The organism is Sagittula salina (assembly GCF_017813235.1).
Taxonomy (GTDB): Bacteria; Pseudomonadota; Alphaproteobacteria; order Rhodobacterales; family Rhodobacteraceae; genus Sagittula; species Sagittula salina.
Genome location: NZ_JAGISH010000001.1, coordinates 213,439 through 238,658, shown reverse-complemented (window position 1 = coordinate 238,658; position 25,220 = coordinate 213,439). Strand labels below are relative to the sequence as shown.

At 64.3% G+C, this 25,220-nt stretch carries 24 protein-coding genes and 1 tRNA gene; 10 read left to right on the top strand and 15 right to left on the bottom strand.

Translation table 11 applies throughout. From position 1 onward, the window contains the following. Positions 1-70: 70 nt before the first annotated feature. The gene (locus J5474_RS01100) at positions 71-988 is read right to left on the bottom strand and encodes a DMT family transporter (protein ID WP_245216175.1); all 918 of its coding nucleotides are present in this window, start codon (positions 986-988) and stop codon (positions 71-73) included. A 191-nt stretch (positions 989-1,179) separates the two neighbouring features. Here J5474_RS01100 and J5474_RS01095 point away from each other — a divergent pair, with 191 nt between their 5' ends. Beyond that, a complete protein-coding gene (locus J5474_RS01095) occupies positions 1,180-2,838 on the top strand; it encodes an FAD-dependent oxidoreductase (protein ID WP_209358510.1) in 1,659 nt (552 codons plus the stop codon). Between the two features lie 84 nt (positions 2,839-2,922). Here J5474_RS01095 and ilvC read toward each other — a convergent pair whose 3' ends face one another. After that, positions 2,923-3,945, bottom strand: coding sequence for a ketol-acid reductoisomerase (ilvC, locus tag J5474_RS01090; protein ID WP_209358508.1), 1,023 nt, complete (start codon positions 3,943-3,945; stop codon positions 2,923-2,925). 128 nt (positions 3,946-4,073) lie between these two features. Here ilvC and J5474_RS01085 point away from each other — a divergent pair, with 128 nt between their 5' ends. From J5474_RS01085 to J5474_RS01070, 4 genes are all read left to right on the top strand, one after another. After that, the gene (locus J5474_RS01085; protein ID WP_209358507.1) at positions 4,074-4,529 is read left to right on the top strand and encodes an Lrp/AsnC family transcriptional regulator; all 456 of its coding nucleotides are present in this window, start codon (positions 4,074-4,076) and stop codon (positions 4,527-4,529) included. After that, the gene (locus J5474_RS01080) at positions 4,526-4,990 is read left to right on the top strand and encodes an Lrp/AsnC family transcriptional regulator (protein ID WP_209358506.1); all 465 of its coding nucleotides are present in this window, start codon (positions 4,526-4,528) and stop codon (positions 4,988-4,990) included. Before J5474_RS01085 ends, J5474_RS01080 begins: the two co-directional genes overlap by 4 nt. Before the next feature lie 274 nt (positions 4,991-5,264). Continuing rightward, a complete protein-coding gene (locus tag J5474_RS01075; protein WP_209358504.1) occupies positions 5,265-6,044 on the top strand; it encodes a GGDEF domain-containing protein in 780 nt (259 codons plus the stop codon). Positions 6,045-6,478: 434 nt separating this feature from the next. Further along, positions 6,479-7,606: an aminotransferase class V-fold PLP-dependent enzyme gene (locus J5474_RS01070; RefSeq protein ID WP_209358502.1), complete on the top strand. Its 1,128-nt coding sequence runs from the start codon at positions 6,479-6,481 to the stop codon at positions 7,604-7,606. Positions 7,607-7,791: 185 nt separating this feature from the next. On the opposite strand, the gene J5474_RS01065 is transcribed toward J5474_RS01070, so the two are convergent. The 3 genes from J5474_RS01065 to J5474_RS01055 form a co-directional block, all read right to left on the bottom strand. After that, positions 7,792-8,985, bottom strand: a complete 1,194-nt coding sequence (locus J5474_RS01065; protein WP_209358501.1) for a UbiH/UbiF family hydroxylase — start codon at positions 8,983-8,985, stop codon at positions 7,792-7,794. An 87-nt stretch (positions 8,986-9,072) separates the two neighbouring features. Beyond that, a complete protein-coding gene (locus J5474_RS01060) occupies positions 9,073-9,288 on the bottom strand; it encodes a hypothetical protein (protein ID WP_245216174.1) in 216 nt (71 codons plus the stop codon). Between the two features lie 135 nt (positions 9,289-9,423). Next, positions 9,424-10,077: a pyrimidine 5'-nucleotidase gene (locus J5474_RS01055; RefSeq protein WP_209358500.1), complete on the bottom strand. Its 654-nt coding sequence runs from the start codon at positions 10,075-10,077 to the stop codon at positions 9,424-9,426. A 110-nt stretch (positions 10,078-10,187) separates the two neighbouring features. On the opposite strand from J5474_RS01055, the gene J5474_RS01050 reads away from it, so the two are divergent. Further along, a complete protein-coding gene (locus tag J5474_RS01050; protein ID WP_209358499.1) occupies positions 10,188-10,838 on the top strand; it encodes a GntR family transcriptional regulator in 651 nt (216 codons plus the stop codon). 17 nt (positions 10,839-10,855) lie between these two features. Here the strand turns inward: J5474_RS01050 and J5474_RS01045 are convergent, their stop codons facing one another. Both J5474_RS01045 and carA read right to left on the bottom strand, forming a co-directional pair. Further along, a complete protein-coding gene (locus tag J5474_RS01045) occupies positions 10,856-12,748 on the bottom strand; it encodes a glycosyltransferase (protein ID WP_245216173.1) in 1,893 nt (630 codons plus the stop codon). Positions 12,749-13,144: 396 nt separating this feature from the next. Beyond that, the gene (gene carA / locus J5474_RS01040; RefSeq protein ID WP_209358498.1) at positions 13,145-14,302 is read right to left on the bottom strand and encodes a glutamine-hydrolyzing carbamoyl-phosphate synthase small subunit; all 1,158 of its coding nucleotides are present in this window, start codon (positions 14,300-14,302) and stop codon (positions 13,145-13,147) included. A 210-nt stretch (positions 14,303-14,512) separates the two neighbouring features. On the opposite strand from carA, the gene J5474_RS01035 reads away from it, so the two are divergent. Further along, positions 14,513-14,974 carry a GatB/YqeY domain-containing protein gene (locus J5474_RS01035; protein ID WP_209358496.1) on the top strand — a complete coding sequence of 154 codons (462 nt, stop codon included), beginning with the start codon at positions 14,513-14,515 and terminating at the stop codon, positions 14,972-14,974. Positions 14,975-15,402: 428 nt separating this feature from the next. Here the strand turns inward: J5474_RS01035 and J5474_RS01030 are convergent, their stop codons facing one another. The 3 genes from J5474_RS01030 to ctaD form a co-directional block, all read right to left on the bottom strand. Then, complete coding sequence (locus tag J5474_RS01030; protein ID WP_245216172.1) at positions 15,403-16,437, bottom strand: hypothetical protein; 1,035 nt, start codon at positions 16,435-16,437, stop codon at positions 15,403-15,405. After that, the gene (locus J5474_RS01025) at positions 16,437-16,931 is read right to left on the bottom strand and encodes a DUF2244 domain-containing protein (RefSeq protein WP_209358494.1); all 495 of its coding nucleotides are present in this window, start codon (positions 16,929-16,931) and stop codon (positions 16,437-16,439) included. Before J5474_RS01025 ends, J5474_RS01030 begins: the two co-directional genes overlap by 1 nt. 187 nt (positions 16,932-17,118) lie before the next feature. After that, positions 17,119-18,792, bottom strand: coding sequence for a cytochrome c oxidase subunit I (gene ctaD, locus J5474_RS01020; RefSeq protein WP_209358492.1), 1,674 nt, complete (start codon positions 18,790-18,792; stop codon positions 17,119-17,121). Between the two features lie 700 nt (positions 18,793-19,492). Between ctaD and J5474_RS01015 the strand changes: the two genes are divergently transcribed. Then, positions 19,493-19,723, top strand: coding sequence for a hypothetical protein (locus J5474_RS01015; protein WP_209358491.1), 231 nt, complete (start codon positions 19,493-19,495; stop codon positions 19,721-19,723). A gap of 38 nt (positions 19,724-19,761) precedes the next feature. Here the strand turns inward: J5474_RS01015 and lipB are convergent, their stop codons facing one another. Next, the gene (lipB, locus tag J5474_RS01010; protein ID WP_209358490.1) at positions 19,762-20,415 is read right to left on the bottom strand and encodes a lipoyl(octanoyl) transferase LipB; all 654 of its coding nucleotides are present in this window, start codon (positions 20,413-20,415) and stop codon (positions 19,762-19,764) included. 88 nt (positions 20,416-20,503) lie between these two features. Beyond that, positions 20,504-20,740, bottom strand: a complete 237-nt coding sequence (locus J5474_RS01005; RefSeq protein ID WP_209358488.1) for a hypothetical protein — start codon at positions 20,738-20,740, stop codon at positions 20,504-20,506. 511 nt (positions 20,741-21,251) lie between these two features. Between J5474_RS01005 and J5474_RS01000 the strand changes: the two genes are divergently transcribed. Together J5474_RS01000 and J5474_RS00995 are read left to right on the top strand one after the other, a co-directional pair. Further along, positions 21,252-21,338 (top strand) — tRNA-Leu (locus J5474_RS01000). A gap of 130 nt (positions 21,339-21,468) precedes the next feature. Further along, a complete protein-coding gene (locus tag J5474_RS00995) occupies positions 21,469-22,206 on the top strand; it encodes a heme-dependent oxidative N-demethylase family protein (RefSeq protein ID WP_209358487.1) in 738 nt (245 codons plus the stop codon). Here the strand turns inward: J5474_RS00995 and J5474_RS00990 are convergent. The 3 genes from J5474_RS00990 to J5474_RS00980 form a co-directional block, all read right to left on the bottom strand. Continuing rightward, entirely contained in the window at positions 22,196-22,981 is a 786-nt protein-coding gene (locus J5474_RS00990) for a hypothetical protein (protein ID WP_209358486.1), read from the bottom strand. The two genes, J5474_RS00995 and J5474_RS00990, sit on opposite strands and share 11 nt — an antisense overlap. Before the next feature lie 167 nt (positions 22,982-23,148). Continuing rightward, entirely contained in the window at positions 23,149-23,976 is an 828-nt protein-coding gene (locus J5474_RS00985) for a lytic murein transglycosylase (protein ID WP_209358484.1), read from the bottom strand. A gap of 120 nt (positions 23,977-24,096) precedes the next feature. After that, positions 24,097-24,861, bottom strand: a complete 765-nt coding sequence (locus J5474_RS00980; RefSeq protein WP_209358482.1) for a hypothetical protein — start codon at positions 24,859-24,861, stop codon at positions 24,097-24,099. Between the last annotated feature and the right edge of the window lie 359 nt (positions 24,862-25,220).

Here is a 25,220-nt window from a genome sequence, read left to right as displayed (position 1 = left end):
GCGGGCCGGAAACCATCGGGTTTCCGGCCCGTTTCATTTTCCGGCTCTTGTCGGTCCCCAGCCATGTGGCCTATGCGGTGCGGTGGCCCCCGAACAGGCGGCGAAGCGCGCCCCACTGGCTGACAAAGACGCCGGCGAGGATCAGGACCATGGCGGCGATCAGGTTCAGGTGCAGTGGCTCTCCGAGCACGAGGATTCCGAGGATCACCGACCAGAGCGGCACCTGGTAATTGGTCAGCGTCATGAACACCGGCCCGGCGGAGCGCACGACCAGGACCCGCAGCAGGTTTGCGCCCGCCGTGGGCAGCAGGCCGAGAATGGCCACCACCAGCAGCGTCGTGCTGTCGGGCATCACGGGAGCGCCTTCGCGCAGCCATGCCATCGGGATTACCAGCGCGGACCCGATCACCAGCGGCACGGCAGCCAGCCCGATGGGGTCAACGGGGGGCAGGCGGCGCATGGTCACCGAACTGACCGCATAGCACCCGGCGGCAGCGAGGCAGGCGACGCGGCCCCACGGCTCCAGCGGGTCGCCGGATGAGGCGAAGGCTTCCGGCCCGATCAGCACCGCCACGCCGGCGAACCCGATCACGAAACCGATCAGGCGGCGCAGGGACATGCGCTCTCCCGGGACGAAGACATGCGCCAAAGGCAGCACCATCAGTGCCACCGCCGCCATGGAAACCCCGGCAAAGCCGGAGGTTACGTATTGCAGCCCCCAACTGAGCAGCATGAAGGGCACGGCCGTGGACAGGAGCCCGATGGCCGTCAGCGCGCCCCAGGCGCGGTCCCCCGTCAGGAACAGGCGGCCCCCGGTAAAGCGCCAGATCGCCACCGTCAGAGCGGCGGCAAAGCCAATGCGCCAGGCCGCCAGCCAGAAGGGCGTCATGCCGCGAAGCGCGATTTCCATGAAGAGGAAGGTGGCGCCCCAGACAAGGCCAAGCGCGCCCACCATGGCCCAGCTACGGGGCGTGATTTCCGGTGTCATGGCGCAGCCGTAGCCCCGCTCGGGGCCGGACGCAATCGGGCAAGACGCGGGTTTTAAAGGGTTTGTTTCGTGTACAAATGTATGCTATTGAAATTAAAAACAAAAATCTTGCAAATGGCGGTGTCGTGCGGCATTCACCGGCCCGTATTGCGCCGCGACGGGCTGTTCGCGGCGAAAGGAGCGATCCCGACATGACCCAGCGTATCCTGATCCTCGGCGGCGGTTTTGCCGGTCTCTTTGCCGCGCGTGAACTGCGCCGCAAGCTGCCGAAGGCGGAGATCGAACTGATCAACGCCGAGAACTACTTTGTCTTCCAGCCGTTGCTGCCGGAGGTCGCCGCCGGGGCTATTACCGCGCCCCATGCGGTGACGCCGCTGCGCTTCCTCCTGAAGGGTGTGAAGGTCCGCAAGGCCCGCATCCACGATGTCGATGTTTCCCGCAAGGTGGTCACCATTTTCCAGGGGGTGCAGCGCCGCCCGACTGAGGTCGGCTACGATCAGCTTGTCGTGGCGCTCGGGCAGGAAACCGACCTGTCGCGGATGCCCGGCCTCGCCGACCATGCCCTCACCATGAAGACGCTGGAGGACGCGCGCCGACTGCGCGCCCACGTGATCGAACGCCTCGAGCACGCCGACATCACCCGCCTGCCGGAGGTCAAGAAGGAGGCGCTGACCTTCTGTGTCATCGGCGCCGGTTTTTCGGGTGTGGAGACGGTCGGCGAGATGAAGGAGCTGATCGACCGCTCGTTGAAATACTACCCCAACGTCTCGCGCGGGGAGGTGAGCGTCAAGGTGGTGGAATTCGCGCCACGTGTCTTGGGCGAACTGCCCGAAAGCCTTGGGCGCTACGCCGCGAAGCAGCTGGAGAAGCGGGGCATCGAGATCCTGCTGGGCGTCGGGGTGAAATCCGCCACCGGCACGCGGCTGATCCTGTCGGACGGCACCGAGATCCCCACCCGGACCATCGTTGCCACGATCGGCAACGCGCCCTCGAAGGTGGTGCAGGCCATGCCGCTGGCCCACGCTCACGGCCGGATCAAGGTCGACCGCATGCTGCGTTGCGAGGGGCAGACGGATGTCTGGTCGCTGGGCGACTGCGCGATGATCCCGATGAAGGAGGGCGCCAGCGCGCGCACTGACTTTGCCCCGCCCACCGCGCAATTCGCGGTGCGCGAGGCGCGCCAACTGGCAGAGAACATCGCCGCAAGCCTCTCCGGCAAGGCGCTGAAACCTTTCAACTACAAGAGTCAGGGTGCGCTGGCGTCGCTCGGTGCCCGGCGCGGCGTGGCGGAGGTCTGGGGGATGAAGCTTTCTGGCTTCCCCGCCTGGCTGCTCTGGCGGGCCTACTACGTCGCCTTCCTGCCTGGCTTCGGGACCAAGGTGAAAGTGCTGTTGAACTGGGTGATGGACGCGGTTTCGCCGCGCTCCACCGTCCAGATGCGCAGTGAAGCGCCGCCCGCGGCGCGCTACGTGCATTACCGCGCGGGCGACCGGATTTTCGAGGCGGGGACGCGCGCCGACGGGTTCTACACAGTCATCGAAGGCGCGGTGGAACTGACCTATCCCGACACCCACACCGGGGAACCGGTGACCAAACGGGTGACACCCGGCCAGCACTTTGGCGAGCGGATGGTTCTGGGGCAGGAGCGGCGTTCTGGCACGGTGCACGCGCTGGAGGATACAAAGGTGCTGGTGCTGGACCGCGACGCGTTTCTCAAGATCGCGGACGCCTTTCCGGTCATGCGGTCGTACTTCCAAGGGTACATGAAGCAAACCTACGACATAGACTGGCCGACGCCGACCCCGACGCAGACGCAGACGCAGGCCCCGACCACGGGCCGCGAGGGCTGAACCGGGCGGGCAACGTCCGGCAGCGGTGGTGCGGACATGAAAAGGGCGGCCCGTGGGCCGCCCTTGGCAGTTTTTCCGGTAGGATCAGTTCTTCGACTTGTCGACCATCTTGCCGGCGGAGATCCACGGCATCATGTCGCGCAGTTTCTGACCGACCTGCTCGATCTGGTGCTCGTCGTTGGCTCGGCGCGAGGCCTTCAGCGTCGGCTGGCCCACGGCGTTTTCCAGCATGAAGTCACGCACGAACTTGCCCTGCTGGATGTCGCTCAGGACCTCCTTCATGCGCGCCTTGGTCTCGGCGTAGGGCAGGATGCGCGGGCCGGTCACGTACTGGCCATACTCGGCGGTGTTGGAGATCGAGTAATCCATGTTGGCGATGCCGCCTTCGTAGATCAGGTCGACGATCAGCTTCACTTCGTGGAGGCACTCGAAGTAGGCCATTTCCGGTGCGTAACCGGCTTCGACCAGCGTCTCGAAGCCCATACGGATCAGTTCGACAAGGCCACCGCAGAGCACAACCTGCTCGCCAAAGAGGTCGGTTTCGCACTCTTCACGGAAGTTCGTCTCGATCACGCCGGAGCGGCCGCCGCCGATGGCGGAGCAGTAGGACAGGCCGATTTCCAGCGCCTTGCCGGTGGCATCCTGGTGTACGGCCACGAGGCAGGGCACGCCGCCGCCCTTCACATATTCGCCGCGTACGGTGTGGCCCGGACCCTTCGGCGCCATCATGATGACATCGACGCCTTCGGGCGCCTCGATCAGGCCGAAGTGGATGTTCAGGCCGTGGGCAAAGGCGATTGCGGAACCGGGCTTGAGGTTGTCCTTGATGTGCTTGCGGTAGGTTTCCGCCTGCAGTTCGTCGGGCATGGTGAACATGATCACGTCGCACCATGCGGCGGCTTCAGCCAGACCCATGACGGCAAGGCCCTCTGCCTCGGCCTTCTTGGCGGACGGCGAGCCGTCGCGCAGAGCGACGGCGATGTTCTTTGCGCCACTGTCGCGCAGGTTCAGCGCGTGGGCGTGGCCCTGGGAGCCATAGCCCAGAATCGCGACCTTCTTGTCCTTGATCAGGTTCACGTCGCAGTCGCGGTCGTAGTAAACGCGCATGTCTTCTCTCCTCGTTTGAAAGTTGCCTGCAATTTACGCAAGCTGCAGCGAGAGTGTTTGCGTATTTCGAGTATTTTCGCCAAGAAGAGGCAAAATCATTCGCAATATTTGTGGAGAGTGCGGAAATCATGCTCGACGATACGGACCGGCGCATACTGCGCTACTACCAGGCGGCGCCGGATGGCGGGATGGCAGAACTGGCAGAACAGGCCGGGGTGACCGGGTCCACGCTGGCCCGTCGGTTGGAACGGCTGCGCGAGAAAGGCGTCTTGCGCGGCTTGCGCGGAGTGATCCACTGGCCAGCCTTGGGGTGGGAGGTGGAGGTATCGCTGCGGGTGACGCTGGACAAGACGCAGCCACGCGCCTTTGACGAATTCATCGCCGCCGCGCGCGAGGTTCCGGAGGTGCTGGAGATCCAGACCTTTCTCGGGCAGACCGACGTCCGGCTGGCGGTCATCGCGCGCGATATGGGACATTACCAACAGCTTTATCGCGAGCGGCTGCTGTCGCTGCCGCATATCTCCGACATCGAGGCTCTCATGCATGTGGCGCGGGTGAAGGACACGGAGGCACTGCCGCTATGATCCGCCTCGACGACACCGACCGCGCGCTCGTGCGGGCTTTCACAGAGGATGCGACTGCCTCCGCCGGGGCGCTGGGGCGTCGGTTCGGCCTCTCGCAACCGGCCTGCTGGCGCCGTATCAAGCGGCTGCGTGAGGGAGGCGTGTTCCGCGACTCCCGTCTGGACGTGGACGTGGCGGCGCTGGGGTTCGGGGTGACGGTGTTTCTCGGCGTGAAACTGGCGACGAAGGGGCGCGTATCGCTGGAGGACTTCGAACGCGCGGTCTCGGCCATCCCGGAAGTGCAGGTGGTGGAACATGTTCTGGGGCTGTTCGACTACCGTCTGCGTGTGGTGGCGCGCGACATTCCCGATTTCGAACGGGTGCTGCGGAGGCGGATCATGACGCTGCCCGGGGCGGGCAACATCGAGGCCAATGTCCTGCTCTCGGAGGAGCGCCGCCCTGGGCCGCTGGACCTGCTCTAGATGGCGGGACCCGCAACAACTTTATGAAAATGCATATCATTCCGTAAAGCTTCGTTGATGATTTCCTAACCGATTCGTGCCACCTTTGAGCCATCAACCGCTTCGGGGCACAGGCAAGAACACCGGGCAAGAACACCACCCCGCGTGGGAAGGCCATCGGGTGCATGGAGCGCCCGTGGAGGCGACAGTCGGATCGCAGCCTGAATGGCGGCGGAGGGATCCCGGACAGGATAGTCAGAACGGCACCGGCACCGGCAAGTACGGGTAGCGTGAAATGGACCGCACCAAGGGGTATTTTCTGGTCGCCGCCGTTATTCTGGCGCTGACGATCAATGTCCTTGTCACGCATGCCGCGGTGGTGGGGATGGAACCACTGCCGCGCGGAGAGAGCTTTCTCGTCGGCGTCGGATTATCCGCCACCATCATCGGGCTCTTTACGTGGACCCTTGCGTATCAGGCCCAGCAAAGCGCGCAATCGGCAGCGGAACTGCGCCGCCTTGTTTTTCGCGACCGGCTGACCGACGTTTCGACGCGGGATTTCCTGTTCGACCGGGTAGGGCGCGACCGCGTCGTCGAAGGGATCGTGCTGATGGTGGATATCGATCATTTCAAACGGGTGAATGACAGTCTTGGCCATTTGGCGGGGGATGCGGCGCTGCGCAGTGTGGCGGCGCGGCTGCGGGACCGTTGCCGGGAGGAGGATATCGTCTGCCGCTTCGGTGGGGAGGAGTTCCTGATCTTCCTCGCGGGGTCGGATCGGGCGCGCGGGACGCGGGTCGCCGAAGGCCTGCGCCGCGCCGTGGCGGGGGCCGCGATCACGTGGGAGGGGCGGTCTCTGGACCTGACGATCTCGGTGGGTGCGGTGCAGAAAACACGCTCCATGCCCTTCGAGGCCGCGATCCGGAGCGCGGACGAGGCGCTCTATGCCGCGAAGCGGCTTGGCCGTAACCGCTGCGTCCTCGCATGGGAAGGCGCCGGGCCTCAGGTTCCGCAGGCTACCATTGCCAGGTGTTGCCCGTGTCAGGCAGGGTCCGGCAGTGCACAGACCTCCTGACGGCTGGGGGCGTGGGGGCGCGGGGGATGCGACTTTTTGATCGTTCCGGGGCCGCGGTCAATGTCACGTCCGGGGAAAGCGCCTTCGATGCCTCACAGCGGGGTAGAGGCTGTTTTTCGGGCAGCGCTTGCCAAAGGCGCACCAGACCGAAGGCGAATCTGTCACCGGCTCGCCTGATCAGAAGAGTAGGTCGCGATGTCGTTTTCGAGCCGATTGGGCACCAGTAGCGACTCCATCCAACGCTGTTGCGCAGTATCCGTGATCCTGACAGCCCAGAGGCGCGGGACTCTGGATGCGAACCTTTACACGGTCATCCGCCCACAGCGTATCCGTGGTGCCGGGGCCGGAGGGAGTTTCGATCGGCGGGGCACGCCGGTTGTCTTTGCCAAGGCCGCGACGCTGCGATAGGTCGTGGACAAAGAAGGAGAACTCACATGGCTGCACTGCTCGATAGCGTCGATCCGTCAGGGCTCGACGAATTTTCGGTGGTCTTCACGGACCGCTCGCTGAACCACATGTCCGCCGCCTTTCAGCAGGTGATGCGCGACATCTCGGAGATGCTGAAGGAGGTCTACAACGCCGACGCGGTGGCGCTGGTGCCGGGCGGCGGGACCTACGGGATGGAGGCCGTGGCGCGACAGTTCGGGCAGGGCGCGGATGTCATCGTGGTGCGCAATGGCTGGTTCTCTTATCGCTGGTCGCAGATCTTCGAGGCGGGCGGCTTCGGCGGCGTTACTACGGTGATGAAGGCCCGTCAGACCGGCAATGCGGTGGATGCGCCCTTCGTCCCCGCCCCGATCGAGGAGGTCGAGGCGAAGATCCGCGAGGCCAGGCCTTCGCTGGTCTTTGCCCCGCACGTCGAGACTTCGGCCGGCATGATCCTTCCTGACGACTACATCACCCGTCTGGCTGCGGCGGCGCATGAGGTGGGCGCGCTGATGGTGCTGGACTGCATCGCGTCCGGTTGCGTCTGGGTCGATATGAAGGAGACCGGCGTGGACGTGCTGATTTCCGCGCCCCAAAAGGGCTGGTCGTCGACGCCCTGCGCGGGCCTGGTGATGCTGTCCGAGCGGGCGCTCGCGCGGATGGAGGAGAGCACCTCCGACAGTTTCGCCGTGGATCTCAAGAAATGGCACCAGATCATGAAGGCCTACGAGGACGGCGGCCACGCCTATCACGCCACGATGCCCACGGACGGCCTCCGCGCCTTCCGCGATACCATGGCGGAGACGAAGGAGCACGGCTTCACCCGTCTGAAAGAGGCGCAGTGGGCGCTGGGCAACGGCGTACGCGCGATGTTCGCCGAAAAGGGCGTGAAGTCGGTCGCGGCCGAAGGGTTTGGCGCGCCGGGTGTGGTTGTTTGCTACACCGAGGATCCGGCGGTGAAGTCGGGCAAGGCCTTTGCCGAGAAGGGCATGCAGATCGCGGCGGGTGTGCCGCTGGCTGTGGACGAACCGCAGGATTTTTCGACCTTCCGGATCGGGCTTTTCGGGTTGGACAAGCTTTATGATGTGGACGGCACTACCGCGCGTCTGAAGCGCGTGGTGGACGCGGTTCTCTGAACGGTTTCGCCGCCTGACGGCGGCGACCGGCGCGGGCTTTGCCCGCGCAAGAAGGGGAGGCAGGGCTTCCCCCTGACCCCCATCGTGATATTTTTGACCATAGAAGATGAAACCGAAGCGCGCGAGTTCTTCGGGTTCAAAATCACCTAAAGGAACCGAATTCGGACGGCCTCTCCAAGGCTTCGTTAATCGGATGCGCCGAGCCCCAACTTCATCAGCGAGGCGCGCACCGGCTTCAGGCTGTAGAGCATATCCAGCCCCTTTGCGCGCATGTCTCGCAAGGGGTGTGCGGACATCTGGCTGACACGGTTTAGCGCGGTGATGCCCGCCACGCGGGCGCGGATGTCGGTGACGCGGCGGCGATGATAGGCGTCCAGCATCCCGGCATCGCCCAGCCGGTCGGGGGCATCGAGCGCGAGGTCGCGCAGCACTGCCATATCCTTCAGGCTCATGTTCAGGCCCTGCGCCCCGATGGGCGGGACCACATGTGCGGCTTCGGCGACCAGTGCCAGTCGCTGCCCTGTCAGGCGCTCTGCCTCCTGCGCGATGATCGGCCAGAGAGTGCGGCGGGATGCCAGCGCGAGTGGACCGAAGAGGTGGCAGGACCGCTCCGACATCTCCGCCTCGAATGCCTCGGGGCTCAGCGCCATGCGGCGGGCCTGTTCCGGTCCCGCATCCATCCACACCACGGCGGAGGACGGGCGTCCCTGGTGATCGGGCAGCGGAACCAGAGTGAAGGGGCCGCCGGTCCGGTGGATTTCGGTCGAGACGTTGTTGTGGGGGATCGCGTGGGTGACCGCGAAGGCCAGCGCCTTCTGGCCGAAGCGCGTTGTCTTCACCCGGATGCCAGCGGCCTGGCGCATCGGGGAGTTTCGCCCGTCTGCGGCGATGACCAGCCGTGTGGTCACGCGCGACCCGTCGGAGAGCGAGACGCGCGCCTCGCCTTCGCGGGTGAAGAGGCCGGTGGTGGCGGTGCCGGGGCGGAAATCCACCTGCGCCAGCTCGCCCAGCCGTGTCGCCATCTCGCGCCGTAACAGCCAGTTGGGGAGGTTCCAGCCAAACGGCTTGTCCGAGATCTCGGAGGCGGCAAAATCCTTCACCGCGCGGGCTTCGGCCGTTTCGCCGCCGGCATCGACGATGCGCATGGTCTGAAGCGGCATCGCGTATTCCGCCAGCCGGGGCCACAGTCCGACCTCTTCGAGGAAGCTTTGTGCCGGTTGCAGGAACGCGGTTGAGCGCAGATCCGAGCCTTCGGCCTCGCGCTCCGTAACCGGCGGCGCGGGGTCCACGACAAGTGTGCGGAATCCTGCTTGGGCAAAGGCGGCGGCCGCAGTCAGTCCCGCGATACCGCCGCCCGAGATCGTGATGTCATAATCCATGGGCTGCGCCTCCTTGGTCCCTATCTAGGGCGGGGCGGGGCGGAGCGCCATGAGACTTTGGCGACCGGACGGGACCGGGCCTCGGGTTTACTTGCCCACGGTGATGAGCAGCAGCACCGCGTACATCACCGGGACGCAGGCCAACGCGATCATAGCCAGCGCGGGCAGGCCCCAGGTCCAGGTGGCCAGCGCGACCAGTGCCACAAACAGCGCGACGGCCATCAGGATGGTGCGTTCGATGCTGGCGGGGCTGGTTTCCGTTTGGGCGGCGGGGGCGTGGGTCATGGCGTGGGCTGCGGACATCGGCGTCTCCTGTCATTGGTCAGGAGGCAAATATAGAGTTTTCCGCACATGAAAACGGGCGTTCTGTCGCAGAGTTTAGGAAAGCCGTCGTTTGCCACAGAAGATGCGGCAATTCGCCTGCGTTCTGACGCGATATCAGTGCCTTGCATACCTTAGCACATCGGATAGGAAACCGTTCAAATTGTCGGCATGATGGTGGATATGGTCGACCTCCAGGCGCGCGGGGGCGACGTGAACGGTAGTCATACCCAGCGCGTGCGGCACCCTCAGGTTGCGCGGATCGTCCTCGAACATCGCCGCCTGACCGGGGTCGAGCCCATCCTGGGCAAAGACCCTGTCAAAAGCCGTGCGCTGCGGTTTTGGCGCGTAGCCCGCGTGTTCCACGCCGTAGATCGCATCGAAGCACTTTTCCAGTCCGCGGGCCCGCAGAACTTGCGTGGCATAGGGGGCGGAGCCGTTGGTGTATACGATCCGCCGCCCCGGGAGTTGCGCGATAAGCTCGGCCAGATGCGGGTCGGGCGCCAGCGCTTCGAAGGAGATGTCGTGGACCTCGTGCAGGTAGCCTTCGGGATCGACGCGGTGGTGGTGCATCAGCCCTGCGAGCGTTGTACCGTGTTCTGCCCACCAGTGCTTGCGCAGGCGGTCGGCCTCCTCGCGCGCGACCCCGGCGGTGCGCATGACAAAATCCGTCATCTTCACCTCGATCTGATCGAAGAGGCGCATGGCGGGCGGGTAGAGCGTGTTGTCGAGATCGAAGACCCAGGTCCTCAGGCGTGCAAATCGGTCCATGGCTCTCGGATACTCCTCCCTGCGGCAATAGCGCAAGCCAAGGCGCTTGTCTGCGCTTGCGGCATAGGTCTATCGTGCGCGGACTTTTCAAGCCAGGACAAGGAACCCGCATGGCCCAGCCGAAGACCGCCCAGAAGGATGCCTATTCGCTGATCCTCGACGCCATCGATTCCGGCGTCTACCGGCCAGGCGACCGTCTGGTGGAGAGCGAGCTGGCCGACCGCTTCGGCGTGTCCCGGACGCCTATCCGAGAGGCGCTTCAGCGGCTCGAAACGCAAAGCCTGCTGACGCGGGACGGGCGGTCGCTGATCGTGGCCTCTCTGGATCACAACCAGATGGCGGAACTTTATGCCGTACGGACCGAGTTGGAGGGGCTGGCGGCGCGACTGGCGGCGCGGCACGCCACGGAGGAAGAGGTGCGCGTACTGCGCGACATGGTGACGGAGGACCGCCAGCTGATGGGCGACCCGGCCGCGCTGGCGCGGGCGAACCGGCGGTTTCACAAAATGATCCATTTGTCATCGCACAACCGGTTCCTGGTGCAGCAGCTGGACCTCGTGCATCGCTCGATGGCGCTGATGGGGGCGACGTCGCTGGCCGCGCAGGGGCGCGGCGAGATCGCCATGGCAGAGCATCAGGCCATTGTCGACGCCATCGCACGGCGCGACGAGGATGCCGCATACAAGGCGCTGAAGGATCACATCTCTGTCGCTTTCGTCACACGTCTGAAGCTGGAGAACCGCGACCCTTTGGCGACCTGAATCGCGACCCGGTCAATTCAGACGCGGGTATCTGGCGGCAGGTCCGCATCCGGGCGGTCCGGAGCGGAGCGGCCGTGCTGGGTCTTCTCCCAGTAGAACGGGCGAGCGGCGATTTCCCACAAGGCTTTGTAGATCGCCATCGTTCCGAGCGGGAAATAGGCCACCAGTGTCGGCACCCAGTGGTACATGGCGCGGTGCGGGCTGCGTGCAAGCCCGGTGATGCCGACGGCCAGCGATCCGGCTTCCACCGCGAGAAACAGACCGGACATCACCAGGATACCGCGTTCGTCCAGCCATCGGTCCAAAGGGTGCGGCAAGCCGGCGAAGATCAACCAGAACGACCACAGAACCGGCGCGAGGGCAAATTGCATCAGCGTCCCCAGCAGCAGCACCTGCAGGCCGACGAAACGTTTCGTGCCCAGGTCGCGCCAGAGCCTGATCGGCCGGCGGCTGTGAACCCACCATGTGATGGCGTAGCCCTTCAGCCAGCGTGACCGCTGCTTGACCCAGGGCCAAAAACGATTGTTGGCCTCTTCGCGGGTGACGGAACGGATCAGTTCCGTCCTCCAGCCACAGCGCGCGAGGCGCATGCCAAGGTCGGCGTCCTCCGTCACATTGTGTGCGTCCCAGCCCTGCACCGCTTCCAGCACTTCGCGGCGGAAGAACACCGTGGTGCCCCCCAGCGGCACGGCAAAACCCAGCCGGGCGAGGCCCGGCAGCAGTACCCGGAACCAGCCAGCGTATTCCACGGTGAAGCATCGCGAAAGCCAGTTGGCGCTTGGGTTATAGTAATCGAGGATGCCCTGCAGGCAGCCGACGTCCGGTGCAGCGCGGGCGAAATGGGCGACCACCTGATCGATCTGGTCCGGTGCAGGGGCGTCCTCTGCATCGTAGATGCCGACTATGGCGCCACGGCTGAAGCGCAGGGCATAGTTCAGCGCGCGCGGCTTTGTCTGGATGCGACCGGGCGGCACGGTGACGGTTCGAATCCAAGCCGGCAGCGGCGTGCGCTGCAAGGTGGCGCGTGTGGTATCGTCCTGCGCCTCGAGCACGAGGATCACATCAAGCAGCGACTTTGGATAAGTCAGCCGGGAAAGACGCGCCACGAGCGTTGAAGCGATGTCTTCCTCCCGGAACAGCGGCACCAGCACGGTGACAAGCGGCGGATCGTCAGGCAGGCGCGCACGGTCCGTGGCGATGCGGCGGGGCAGCGCAATGATGGCGAGAAGCTTCATACCCTGCGTGAGAACCATCGATCCCACTGCCAACGCCAGCGCCAAGGCGAAAAAGATATGCGGCGCGAGGACGAGCGCGGTGATGGTGAAAACGCCCAGCAGGACGGCCAGTGCGGTACGCCGCGGACCGGCCAGGCTGAGATCGCGGCAACTGTCTTCAGGCGCGCGCCAGTCTTCCGCCGCCCGCGACAGAGCGGCGCCGTACCGTTCGGAGATCTCGTCATGGATGTCGGATTCCAGCGCGACCGCCATGAGGATCGGACCCAGCCCCGGTGGGAGCTGAGGCAGCAGCGCGTCAAAAGCTTCGGGTCGTGCGGTTGCCAGCACCAAAGTATCGCCGAGGCGGACCCACGGCAGAACGCCATGCGCGAGACAGAATTCGGCCGGGATCAAACCCTGAAGCGTGGGATCGGGCGACATGCTGGCCCGGTCGAGCGCCATCGCCCCATAGTGTTGCGCCTGTGAGGCGAGCACATCGCGCCGGGTCGCCAGTCCTTCGGCGGCGACAACCTGCGCCACGGGTTGGCCGAGCCGCGATGCCTCTGCCATGGCGCCAAGCATCACGCGCGGCGTGCAGACTGCGGTATCGACAAGGATACGGCTGATCGGCTGCCCACGCCTGTCGCGGGTCTTCAGCGCGGTATCGTCCAATGGTTCGTAGATCGGCAGGGACATGGGGTTCTCGGGCGGGGTTCTGCCCTATGGTCGTCGCGCGAGGCTTAAGAAGTCATTAATTGACTGCCGGGATAGGAAGTAATTTCAGAGTGTTAATCAGAGGTGAACCGGTCGGATCATGATTAATCACTGGTTAATGGGGCGAAGCGGGAACACCCTGCGCTTTGCCGCGAAATGGCGATTTCGTTGCTCGCCCTGCGCGAAATTGCGAACCGGACATGCCCGGCCCGAGGTGCTGCCCCAATCGGTCCGGCTGGAGACGGGAGAGACCCGCGAATCAGGGAGGCGGCCGGACGCGGAGCGCCTGCGCCCCGGGTGCAAAGGGTCCACCAAAGAAAAGGGCCCCGATGGGGGGCCCCTGACAACGGTTTCGGATGCTGGTTGAGCTGGGCAGGGTCAGCCCATGGAGGCGGCGAAGCGTTCGAACAGGTAAAAGCTGTCCTGCGGGCCGGGGCTGGCCTCCGGGTGGTGCTGGACGGAAAACACCGGGCGGTCGCTCATCCGGATGCCGCAGTTGGAACCGTCGAAAAGCGAGACATGTGTTTCCTGCACGCCTGTCGGCAGGCTCTGGCTGTCGACCGCAAAGCCGTGGTTCATCGAGGTGATTTCCACCTTGCCACTCTCGACATCCTTTACCGGGTGGTTGGCGCCGTGGTGGCCATGGTTCATCTTGATCGTCTTGGCGCCCAGCGCAAGCGCCAGCATCTGGTGGCCGAGGCAGATCCCGAAGACCGGCAACTGCGCTTTGTCGAGCAGGTCACGGATCATGGGGACAGCATACCGGCCAGTCGCCGCCGGGTCGCCCGGGCCATTCGAGAGGAACACGCCGTCGGGCGAATGCGCCATGATGTCGTCGTAGGTCGCGCTGGCGGGCAGCACGGTGACGTCGCATCCGGCGGAAGCGAGGCAGCGCAGGATGTTTCGTTTCGCGCCGTAGTCGATGGCAACGACCTTGTGCTTGGGCTCGGTCTGGCGGACGTAGCCATCCGGCCACGCCCAGCGCATCTCGTCCCAGCGATAGCTTTGCGCGCAGGTCACGTCCTTGGCGAGGTCAAGCCCCTCCAGCCCGGAGAAGCCGCGCGCAGCGGCCACCAACGCTTCGATATCGAACTTGCCTTCGGGGTCGTGGGCCAGCGCCACGTGCGGCGCACCGGACTGGCGGATTGCCCGCGTCAGGCGCCGTGTGTCGATCCCGCCGATGGCGATGCGCCCGCGCGCCGCCAGCCACGCGCCCAGATCCTGCGCAGACCGCCAGTTGGAGGGGGCGGTGGGCATCCATTTGACCACCATGCCCGCCGCCACCGGATCGCCGGTCTCGTCATCCTCGGGGTTCACGCCGGTGTTGCCGATGTGCGGAAAAGTAAAGGTGACGATCTGCCCCGCGTAGGAGGGATCGGTCATGATCTCCTGATAGCCGGTCATCGCAGTGTTGAAACAGAGTTCCGCCGTGACCTGACCGGTGGCGCCGAAGCCCTGACCATAAAAGAGCGTGCCATCGGCAAGGGCGAGGCAGGCGGTGGGCACGGGTTTTTGTGCGGTCTGGGCGGCTGTCATGGCGGCGACTCCGGGTGTTCTGGGCGATATGGCGACTGTGGGGTAAACCGGGCGGAACCTAAAGCGGCAGCGTCAGGCGGTCAAGGGTTGCTGTCTTATTCGCAAAATCATTTAATCTCAGCACCTTAGGTGAATTTTGCTGCGGTTGCACCATCAACGCATCTCGGCTATGTTCGGCGCTTGTGGATGAAAGACCGGAGATTTGCTGCCATGGAACTGCGCGAGAGGGTCAATATGGCCGTCAAGCAGGCGATGAAGGAAAAGGACGCGGCCCGCCGGTCGACGCTGCGCCTGATCAACGCCGCCATAAAGGATCGCGACATTGCTGCGCGGGCCGAGGGTAACGAGAATGGTGTGGACGACACCGAAGTGCTCGCAATCATGGGCAAGATGGTCAAGCAGCGCCGCGAGAGCATGAAGACCTACGAAGAAGGCGGCCGGCTGGACCTGGCAGAACGCGAGGCTGCGGAGATCGTCGTGATCGAGGAATTCCTGCCGCGCCCCTTGTCAGAGACAGAAGTCGCCGCAGCGGTGGATGCCGCCGTGCGCGAGATCGGCGCGGAATCGATCCGCGACATGGGCCGGGTCATGGGCGTTCTGAAGGCCAAGTACACCGGGCAGATGGATTTCGCCGCGGTGGGTCCCCTGGTCAAGGCGCGGCTGGCATCCTGACCCCGGTTTTTGGGTGGCGTGACTATGCGTCCGGTGCGCCGGCTTGAGGCAGGCCATGGCTTTGGCCTCATTCCCGGAAAATCCTGAATCGGAATTGGTTATGAATGAGGCCCTTCGGCATGAGCCGGAGGGTCTTGTTGCGAGTGCGGTCGGGCGTGTTTGGCGGGGGCCTCATGCGCGGTGGAGTGCCATGGCCTGAGCCGGGTCGGGTCGATGGCGTTACGGGGGAGGCTGCAAGCGTGCGCGAGCAATTCCCTTTATTGATGAAAATTCCCAAAATCGAGAAAACGCCGGCCGGCTGCATGGTGCAATTCCGCCGTTGGGCTATATTGAAAACTGTTTCCAACACGAAGCGGCGACGAAACGAGTTGACGGCGGTGGCGGTAATCCGACAGCTCGACGGTTTTGCAGCGACGAATTGGCTTCGGTCAGGGCGCCGGGTGGTCTTCGGGCAGGGGGAAGCCCTCTGCGATGCGGGCCAGTTCCTCTGGATCGTCGATGCGGAAACGTTCGACGAAGCGGGTCTTGAACCCGACGCGCCCGCGACGCGCCCCGAAGTTCTCACCATGGTTCAGCACGTAAAGCACCGATGCGAAGGAGAGCGGCGCGAGCGGGCGCCCGGCCAGGCGGGCGAGATAGGGGAACATGCGGTGTTCGTGCTGCGTCATCTGTTCCAGGAACCGCGCCGATTCCGGCAGGTCCGGGTCGTGTGCGAGTGCGGCACAGGAGCCGCAGAGCTTCCAGAAAGGTTTACGTCCAGGTTCCTTGAGAGTGGGCGTATCGGCGCGTGCGATGACCCCGGTGGCGTCGTCCATCACGAGCCCCTGTTCCACAAGATAGCCGCCGGGCGCCTGACGGCGGAGCATTTCCTTGACCATACCCTGGCGCATGAGGTCGTCGGCATCGAAGGACATGACGTAGCAAGGCCCCGTGTCGAGCCGGTCGAATTGGCGGTAGAGCGTTGCAAGCTTGCGCCACTTGTCGTTACCCGGTGTGGGATCGGCAAAGGGCAGGAAGTGGATCCGACGGTCTTCGGGAAGGTCGGGGCGTTCCTGGCAACAGATGATCGCCTGCCAGTGCGGATCGTTCTGGGCGATCATGCACTGCAGCGTCGCGCGGAGACGGGTGTTGACGCCCTGCCAGTCGCCGACCTGATCGGGACCGACGAGGGGGATGAGAAAGACCACCTGTTTGCGCAGCGGCGGCACGCGATGGGCGATGGCCTCGCGCAGGGCGAGGGCGGCGGTTTCCGACGGTCCGGGAGAGAGGCGGCCGATCAGGTCGTGACGCTTGAGGCGTGCGGCAAGCGAGAGTGCGAGGCGGCGCCACTTCGGAGTGGCCGGGGCCTGGACCGAGGCCGAGGGTTCGCGTGGGATTTCTGCGCGGATTTCTGGCTGGATTTCTCGCGTTTCGTGAATCTGGATCTCGGGCGTGTCGTCGGAGGGGGCGGGGGCCTGTGACATCATTTTTCCTTGGCGCGGCGCAGGGCGGTGAGCAGATCGGTGTAGAGCGTCTTTCGCTCGTCATCGGAAAGGAAGGCGCCGATTTCCACTTCGCGGCCCTGGCCTTTGAGGGTGACGTAGTTCGGGACGGGGCCACCGGTCTCGTGGAGGGTCACGGTGACCCAGTAGGTGTTGCTGTCCCATTCCTGCCGGGTGCCGTCGGGATTCTGGCGCAGAAGCCGGGTGAGGTCGTCACTTATGCTGAGTGTCTCCAGGATCTGACGGTCGCGGGTATTGCGGCGCAGCGCGTACCAGAGACCGGCGGTGGCGGCCAGCATGAAGGGCAGCAGCCCCCAGAGCAAAACCGTCCCAAGTAGCCCGTAAAGCGGGATGGAGGCAAAGAGGAAGAACCCGAGGACCATGATCGCAAAGCCCTTCGCGGAAAGCGCGTTATGCGGCCAGAGCTGAAGCTCCTGTCGGGGGGCGCGCGGTGTGGTCGTCCAGTGATAAGGCATGAGGTTTCGTACAGCGGGGGCGCGGCGGCGGTCAATGCAGGAGGTGGGCGCGCGCGTTCGTTGAGGCAAGGGCGGGCCGGGATGCACGGCGACGGTGCCGGTAATGGGGGATGCAAAGAAGGCCCCGCGCGGGGCGGGGCCTTCTTGTTTGGTGTCACAGGTTGCGCTGTCTGCGCGTTCGGTGTGCTCAGTGAGCGTGCGACTTGTCCCAGTCTTCCTGCTTCGGGAGCTGCTCGAAGGTGTGCTCCGGCGGCGGGGAGGGGAGTGTCCACTCCAGCGTGTCCGCGTACTCGTTCCACGGGTTGGCGACGCTCGACCGCGCACCCTTGGTCAGGGTGTAGATTACGATGCCGAAGAACAGCAGGAACGAGGCGAAGGAGATCATCGCACCGACCGACGACAGGTAGTTCCAGGTCGCGAAGGCATCCGGGTAGTCGATGTAGCGACGCGGCATGCCCTGACGCCCGAGGAAGTGCTGCGGGAAGAAGGTCACGTTCACGCCGATGAAGAACATCCAGAAGTGAACCTTGCCCCAGAACTCCGGGTACATGCGGCCCGACATCTTCGGCAGGTAGAAGTACATGCCCGCGAAGATGGTGAAGGCCGCGCCCATCGACATGGTGTAGTGGAAGTGCGCCACGACGTAGTAGGTGTCATGGTAGGCACGGTCCACGCCGGCCTGGCTCAGCACGATGCCGGTCACGCCTCCGATGGTGAAGAGCACGAGGAAGCCGATGGCGAAGAGCATGGGCGTCTTGAACTCGATCGAGCCGCCCCACATTGTCGCGATCCAAGAGAAGATCTTCACCCCTGTTGGCACTGCGATGACCATGGTCGCCAGCATGAAGTACGACTGCTGCTGCAGCGACATGCCGACTGTGTACATGTGGTGCGCCCACACGACAAAGCCCAGTGCGCCGATCGCGATAACCGCCCAGACCATCGGCAGGTAGCCGAAGATGGGCTTGCGCGAGAAGGTCGCGATGACATGGGATGCGATACCGAAGCCGGGCACGATCACGATGTAGACTTCGGGGTGACCGAAGAACCACAGGATGTGCTGGTACAGGATCGGGTCACCGCCACCCGACGGGTCGAAGAAGGTCGTGCCGAAGTTGCGGTCGGTCAGCAGCATGGTGATCGCGCCTGCCAGAACGGGCAGGGACAGCAGGATCAGCCAGGACGTGACGAAGATCGACCACGCGAACAGCGGAACCTTGAAGAGCGTCATGCCCGGCGCGCGCATGTTCAGGAAGGTTGTGATCATGTTGATTGCGCCGAGGATCGAGGATGCACCGGAGACGTGCACGGCGAAGATCGCCAGATCCATCGAGTAGCCGCCTTCGGTTGTCGACAGCGGCGGGTAAAGGACCCAGCCAACGCCGGAACCCAGCTGGCCATTGCCACCCGGCGACAGCAGCGAGGCCACTGCCAGCGTGGTCCCGGCGAAGTACAGCCAGAACGACAGGTTGTTCATGCGCGGGAACGCCATATCCGGCGCGCCGATCTGCAGCGGCATGAAGTAGTTGCCGAAACCGCCGAACAGGGCCGGGATGACGACGAAGAACATCATCAGGATCCCGTGGCCGGTGATCAGCACGTTCCAGAGGTGACCGTTCGGGGTACAGTCCTCCATGGCGGCGGCGGTGATGCGCGCGCCCTCCATGCACATGTACTGAACGCCCGGCTCCATGAGCTCGAGGCGCATGTAGACGGTGAAGCACACCGAGACCAGGCCGGCGAGCGCCGACACGATCAGGTAGAGGATCCCGATGTCCTTGTGGTTGGTCGACATGAACCACCGGGTAAAGAACCCCCGGTTGTCTTCATGTTCGTGGCCATGAATGGCGGCGTCTGCCATATCTGCCTCCCTAAGATTTCAAGATATGGACGCCGATCGGATTCACGAATGAGAATCCGACCGGGGCCCGGCGATCTGGGGTCGGTTTTAGAATGTGTTCCCCGCCGCGTCCATGCGTCCATTTGATCTCGATCAAACATTTTGTCGCACCCGGCCAAGAACCTGTGATCGCGCGTTTTTCTTTAGTTCTCCACAAGGCATGCCGCCGGGTTTCGCGACTTTGCACCTCCCCGGGGCAGCCTTTGCCCCGCGCGTGTGGCCCGCGGGCGCCTGCATGGGGCGGGGCGTTGGTGTTGCAAGACCGTGGGGAAGGGGCTGGATTGCGGGTGTGATCGTCTGTGACAGGAGCGTCACGCAAAGTGACCGGGAGTCCCATCACGGGATGAGTGTGGCGCCAACTGCGCGGAGGGCCCTGCATGTGTCTGAGGCGAAGAATGATTTTCGCCTCACGCCACCGGACGTGAGCACGCAGCGGTGCAGGGAATGTGCCGGTGGCGGCTTCGGAGGCCATAAATGGTGTCGGGGAACCAATTTTCCGGACCCGGCGTTTACCATCCATTAAGACCTTCGGCAGCACCATTCCGGTGCACCCGGCAGTGAATTCGATCGCGGGGTCGGGCTTTCCTGACTGTTGCGAGGGGGCCTTTGTCCTTACGTCGAAGGCATTACGACAAACACCGATCCCGAGGGGGGAGACGTCATGGCATACATCGATCAGTCTGCAATCCGTTTCTCCGGGCAATTCACAGGCAGCACTTTGCGCCAGCGCATTGCCCGGATGCTTGAGACCCCGTTCGACCGGCGCTACCGCCAGCGTACGGCTGCGATCACCGCGCTGCGGGCGAAGTCGGACGCCGATCTGGCGGCCATGGGCCTCACGCGGGAAGATATCGTCAGTCACGTCTTCTCTGGCCGCGCAACGATGCGCTGAAATGACCCCGTTTCAACGAACGGTTCCGATATGACGGGTCAGGCAATCGGCCCAAAGCGCGCCTCGAACGCATGACGCAACGCCACGTCAAGATCGTCCATAGTCACCGGGAGCCCGAGGTCGACCAGCGAGGTTACGCCGTATTCGGTAATGCCACAGGGCACAATGCCGTCGAAATGGCTCAGATCCGGTTCGACATTTATGGAAATACCGTGAAATGACACCCACTTGCGCAGGCGAATGCCGATAGCGGCAATCTTGTCCTCAGCCACAGAGCCGCTGGTGGTGCGTAGGCGGTTGGGGCGTTCGATCCAGACGCCGACCCGCCCGCACCGGATATGCCCTGTCAGGTTGAAAGCCGCGAGCGTGTCAATCACCCAACCTTCGAGATCCTGAACGAAGCGGCGGACGTCCTTGCCGCGTTTGTTAAGGTCCAGCATGACATAAACCACCCGCTGTCCGGGGCCGTGATAGGTGTATTGCCCCCCGCGTTTCGTGGTGAAGACGGGGAAGCGGTCGGGCTGTTTGAGGTCGTCGATCCGGGCAGAGGTTCCGGCAGTGTAAAGCGGTGGATGTTCCAAAAGCCAGATGCATTCTTCCGCCTCACCTTTGGCGATGGCATCGGCGCGGGCCTCCATGTAGGCGGTCGCCTCTTCGTAGCTGGTCAGGCCCTCGGTGATCTTCCAGTCCATCGGTCTGCGGCGGGGCGGGTGCCCGCCCTCCTTTCATACGGCTCCATCGCGGTTTAGCGCCGGACGGGCGAAAGAACAATCGCTCCGGTCAGAGGGCAAGATCGGAGGGCGGCACTAGGGTTACAGGAGGGTCGGAGACCGGGAAATCCGACGGGTTGCCGACGTCAGTGCCCGGCACCCCGAGTTTTGTCATATAGACATTGTGATTGTGCTGCGCCCCGATCTGGTCTCCGGTGGCCATTACTTCGCAATGCAGAACCGCCTGCTGTACGGGTTGCGCCCAATGGTCGTCGGGGCGAACCTTGCGATTCAGTGCGTCGATCACGAACCGGAGACCAAGTTCCGCAGCCGGGGGCAGTGGCTCCGGTGGCGTCGCGGATCACGCTGGCCAGCGCGCAGTTACCCTGTCAAACGTGGCAAAGACGAGTCCGTAAACGCCGTCTCGGCCGGGCCCCACACCAGTGTCCAGTCGATCCCGGTCGGGCAACCGGGGCGGCAGTTGAGCTGGTGACTGATGGCGGCGTGTAGCGCGGCAAGTGTCGGCTCGGCCCCGTTCCAAGTGTCGGCTCGGCCCCGTTCAACGTGTCGCCCGCGTAGGCGACGGCGGCGAGCGTTGCGTGGATCTGTACGACGGTCAGAGGAAAGGTGCGCTGAGCGACCGTCATGGCGGTCTCAAGGACCTGAAATGTGCGAGTGAAGTCTAGTCATTTTATTGACCCCTAGGGCGAATCGTCAGACCTCTGCGGGGGCGCGAAAATTTCCTGCCGAAACAGGCTTTTTCCTCTTTCCTTCACCGGGGGGCTGTTTTATACGCCCCTCCACCAAGTCAAGACAGTGCGGTCGTGGCGGAATTGGTAGACGCGCAGCGTTGAGGTCGCTGTGGGGTAACACCCGTGGAAGTTCGAGTCTTCTCGACCGCACCATTCAAAAGCAAAAGGCGTTCCGATCGGGACGCCTTTTGCTTTTTGTGCACGTTTTCGGCGACTTGAGAAGCGCACGTCTGTTTGAGTTTCGGGTCTTCCCTTCCAGCGCAACGCGTGGTCAGGTCCGGCCATGATCCTGCAACAGCATATCCCTTACGACATCTCGGAACCGCATCGCCTGCCGGGGGTGGCTCCGTTCGAAATGGCGGACTGGCTTTGCGCGGACGAGGCCTATGCCGGGCAAATGGGGGAGCGCCTGCGTCTGCTGACGACGCAGCGGGAAACGGTCGTGGCAGAAGATCCCGCGGCGCGGCCAGCGGCGCTGGAATTGCTCGACCTCGTGCTGGCGAACTTGCCGGGCGGATTCGCGCACGAGGATGACACCGTCCTCTGTCCCGATGGCCGCCGCGAAACGCTCGACCGCAGGGACCCGCTGGGCACGCTGGGACGGCTGGTACAGCAGGACCTTTGCGTGATGGAAAAGCGCGGCGCGGAACACGTGCTGACGGCAGCGGTGTTGTGCTTTCCCGCGTCGTGGCGGCTGTCGGAAAAATTCCTGCGGCCGCTTACCGGCATCCATGTCCCGGTGAAACCATACGATACCGGACTGGCGAAACGGGTGCAGCGGCTTTTCGACGGGGTGCAGGAAGGGCGGCCGTTGTGGCGGATGAACGCGCTGCCCTACGGTGACGCCGCCCTGCACCAGCCGCGCGGCGAGGCTGCCCCGAGACAGGAGGTGGATCCTCTGAGGGCGCCTTTTCTGCGCTCGGAGCGGCAGTGCCTCGTGCGGCTGCCAAAGACGCGGGCGGTGGTCTTCTCGATCCACACCCGAGTCGTGAGACGCCGCCTCGATCCGATCAGTGGATGACGGTGTTCAGGACGTCGCCAAGCCGGTCCGCATTGTAGAGCGCGGCAAAGAGCGCAGTCACCGCAAGCGCCTGAGAGATCAGGCGAAAGTCCATCCCCCGGCCCAGTGTGACGATCGAAACAAAAGCCGCGACAGGCAGATAGACCGTGCCGAGCACGCCCGTCATCAGCCACCCCGCGACCGTCATGCGCCGCTCTGCGGGTTCCAGCGGTTCAAAGGCGATGCGGTATTGTGCCAGCCGATCGGTTATCTGTGGGCGTTCTTCCAGCGGGATCGGCTTTGGCGCGCCATAGAGCGACCCGCGGACCGTGCTGGTGAAGGTCTCGTTCTCGAAGAGTTCGTCCTCCATGTCCGTGTCTACCTCCTGCAGGCGACGCGGCGACACATAGGTGCGCAGGCGGATGAAGTCATCGCGGTCCAGCAGGACATCGGGCGAGTACCATTCGAGGATGTCGGCGCAGGAATGATCAAGGCAGGCCTGAACGACAGCGGAGAGCACACGGGCGGCTTCCTCTTCCGCCGGGGCTTCGCCGTTCGTGGTGACGATCTCGATCACCACCCGAGGGCCGTAATCGCTGTCTTCCTCGGGGTGCACGATCACGCCGTAGCGGCGACCATGAACCCTGTTGCCGTGCGCCGACCGATGCGGCGCGGCGCCCGGAATCGGGTCTACACGCGCCAGCACCCGGGCCGCACTATCCAGGTAGGGCTTGGGGTCCAAGTCAGTGGCGTCCGGCAAGATCAGACCGGCATAGGGGTACTCTACAAGATCCATGACAACTCCTCGGCGGCGGCGATGTGAACGCCACGTTCACCAAGAATTGTCGGAGGATCGTGGTCCGAATTGGGCGAATTAGCGGAAATTTAAGAGTGTTTTTTTGGGGTGAACGGACAAGCAGGCCGATGTTCCGACACTCTTGCTTGTCCGCATCTGGCGAAGGCCTAGCGCGCCTGCGTCCCGGCGTAGGAAATGGCACGCTGATAGTTGCCGCTGTCGTTCCATGCTGACAGAACCCGGAAGTTGGCGGTGCCTTCGCCAAAGGGTTGACCGGCCTGCCAGCCGTTTTGGCGCAGCAGGTTGGCGGCGGAGGCCAGCGCGTCGGCGGCGTTGTAGGGATCGACGCGGCCGTCGCCATTGGCATCAACGCCGTATCGCATCCAGTTGCCGGCGAGGAACTGCATGTGCCCGAGCTCGCCGGATGGGCCGCCGTTGGTTGTCGCGGTGATCACGCCCCGGTCCACCAGCATCAGCGCGGCAGAGGCATGGGGTTCGAATTTCGGATGGCGGCGGCAGTAGGACGCGAGTGTCACCGCGCCGTCGACGATTTCGGTCTTGCCGAGATAGCCGCCCCAGGAGGTTTCCAGCCCCCAGATCGTCGCCAGCACGGAGCCGGGCACGCCGTAGCGCTGTTCGATGGCGGCAAATAGCTCGCTGTTCTTCTGGACCTTCGACCGCACGCTGTTGACAAAGGTCTGGGTGGAGCCGCCCGTCCGCTTGGCGAGGAAGGTGGCCGGGTCGTTATAGGATACGCCGGTCTGCGAGGAGGGGCGGGACTCGAACTTCCACGTGATGGAGGAGAGCTGCGCGTTGGCCAGCGCCTGAAGGCCGCGCTGTCCAACGCCGGCCGCGGTGGCGTCGCGGGCGAAGGCGGCCTTGTAGGTCCCGAAGGAACCCTTGTCCGTGATACAGTTGGCAGCCTGAACCGAGGTGGTGCCCAGAAGGCTGGCACCTATGAGGCAGGCAGTAAGGGCAAGGGTGTGACGGCGCATCGAAGTCTCCGCAGAAGTGTTGGGTTTCCGCAAGACTAGTGCCGGGGCAAGGGGTCGCCAAGGGGACGGACGGAATTCCCTCCTCCCGGGTAGAGGCAGAGGCAGAGGCAGGGTCGGGGATCAGACGAGATTGTTTGCGCCGGAGGCCAGCACCAGGGAGGTGACGCAGATTACCAGCGACGCAGCGCGCAGCTCGGCGCTTTGCAGGGCGGCACCGGCGCCGGTGGTCAGAACGCTCATGCGGTTCTTCTCCGGTTCGTATTCCGCGCGCAGGAGGGCCATTTCACCCGGAGTGGGAGCGCGGCGAAGCTCAGTGGCGACGTTTTGCTCGAAGGCGGTCACGTGAGCGTCGTAGGGGCGGTCCGAGCGGCGATTTGTCCGAGCCTGCGTGACGGAGCGCGGCATGGCCGGGCGGGGCGAAACGGGGCGCGGCGAAACGCGGGAGGTGGTGACACGACGTGGCGCCACGGGCTTCGCGGTGGCGATGCGGTCGGCCTGCATCGGAGTGCCAGTGCCTTCGAACTGCGCGGCCAGCCCGGCGACGAATGCGGCGCGCGGAATGCGCAGGGTGGTGTCATGCCAGATGACGGAGTGGGCATCCACGGCCTTGGCCAGCTGCCAGGCGAGGGGGGCGAGGCGGGCGACCTCGCCGTGTACGTCGTCAAGGTCGAGTGCGACCCGGACGATGGTCTCGGTGCCGCTGAGGACCATGGAGAGGCTGAGCCGCAGGCCGGGCGCCTCGAACGTCAGGCCGGAGAGCGTGACGGAGGCGATGCGACCCGCCTCCCGGTCGGACTGACGCAGACCTTCGCGCAGCAGATCGAGCAGGCGCGGCAGGGCCACGGTCGGCTGGCCTTCGAATACGAACTGGACGATTGCGGTCATGGCGTTCTTCCCGGTTTGGTCTTGTTTGTTGGGACCCACGATGGGGCAAGACTTGGGAAGAATCTTGGGCCGAAGGTGCGCGGAACGTGGCGGTCGTGCCCGAATGTGGTCGCACTGTATCCGAATGTGCCGCATTCTTCTCCGATTGTGGCGAGGTTGCCCAGCAGGCCCGAATTGTGGCGGCAAGTTGGGCGCGGTTTCCGAAGTGTGAACGCAGAGTTCTTGGGGAAGCGTTAAATTTGTCGTTATTTCCCTGGGCGACATGTGCGGTCATCCGGTTTCAGGCGGTGAAATCGCCTGTAACAGGCAGTCGCCGACCGGCCAGCTTCCGGAAACCGGGCGGAAAGTCGGCGCGAGTC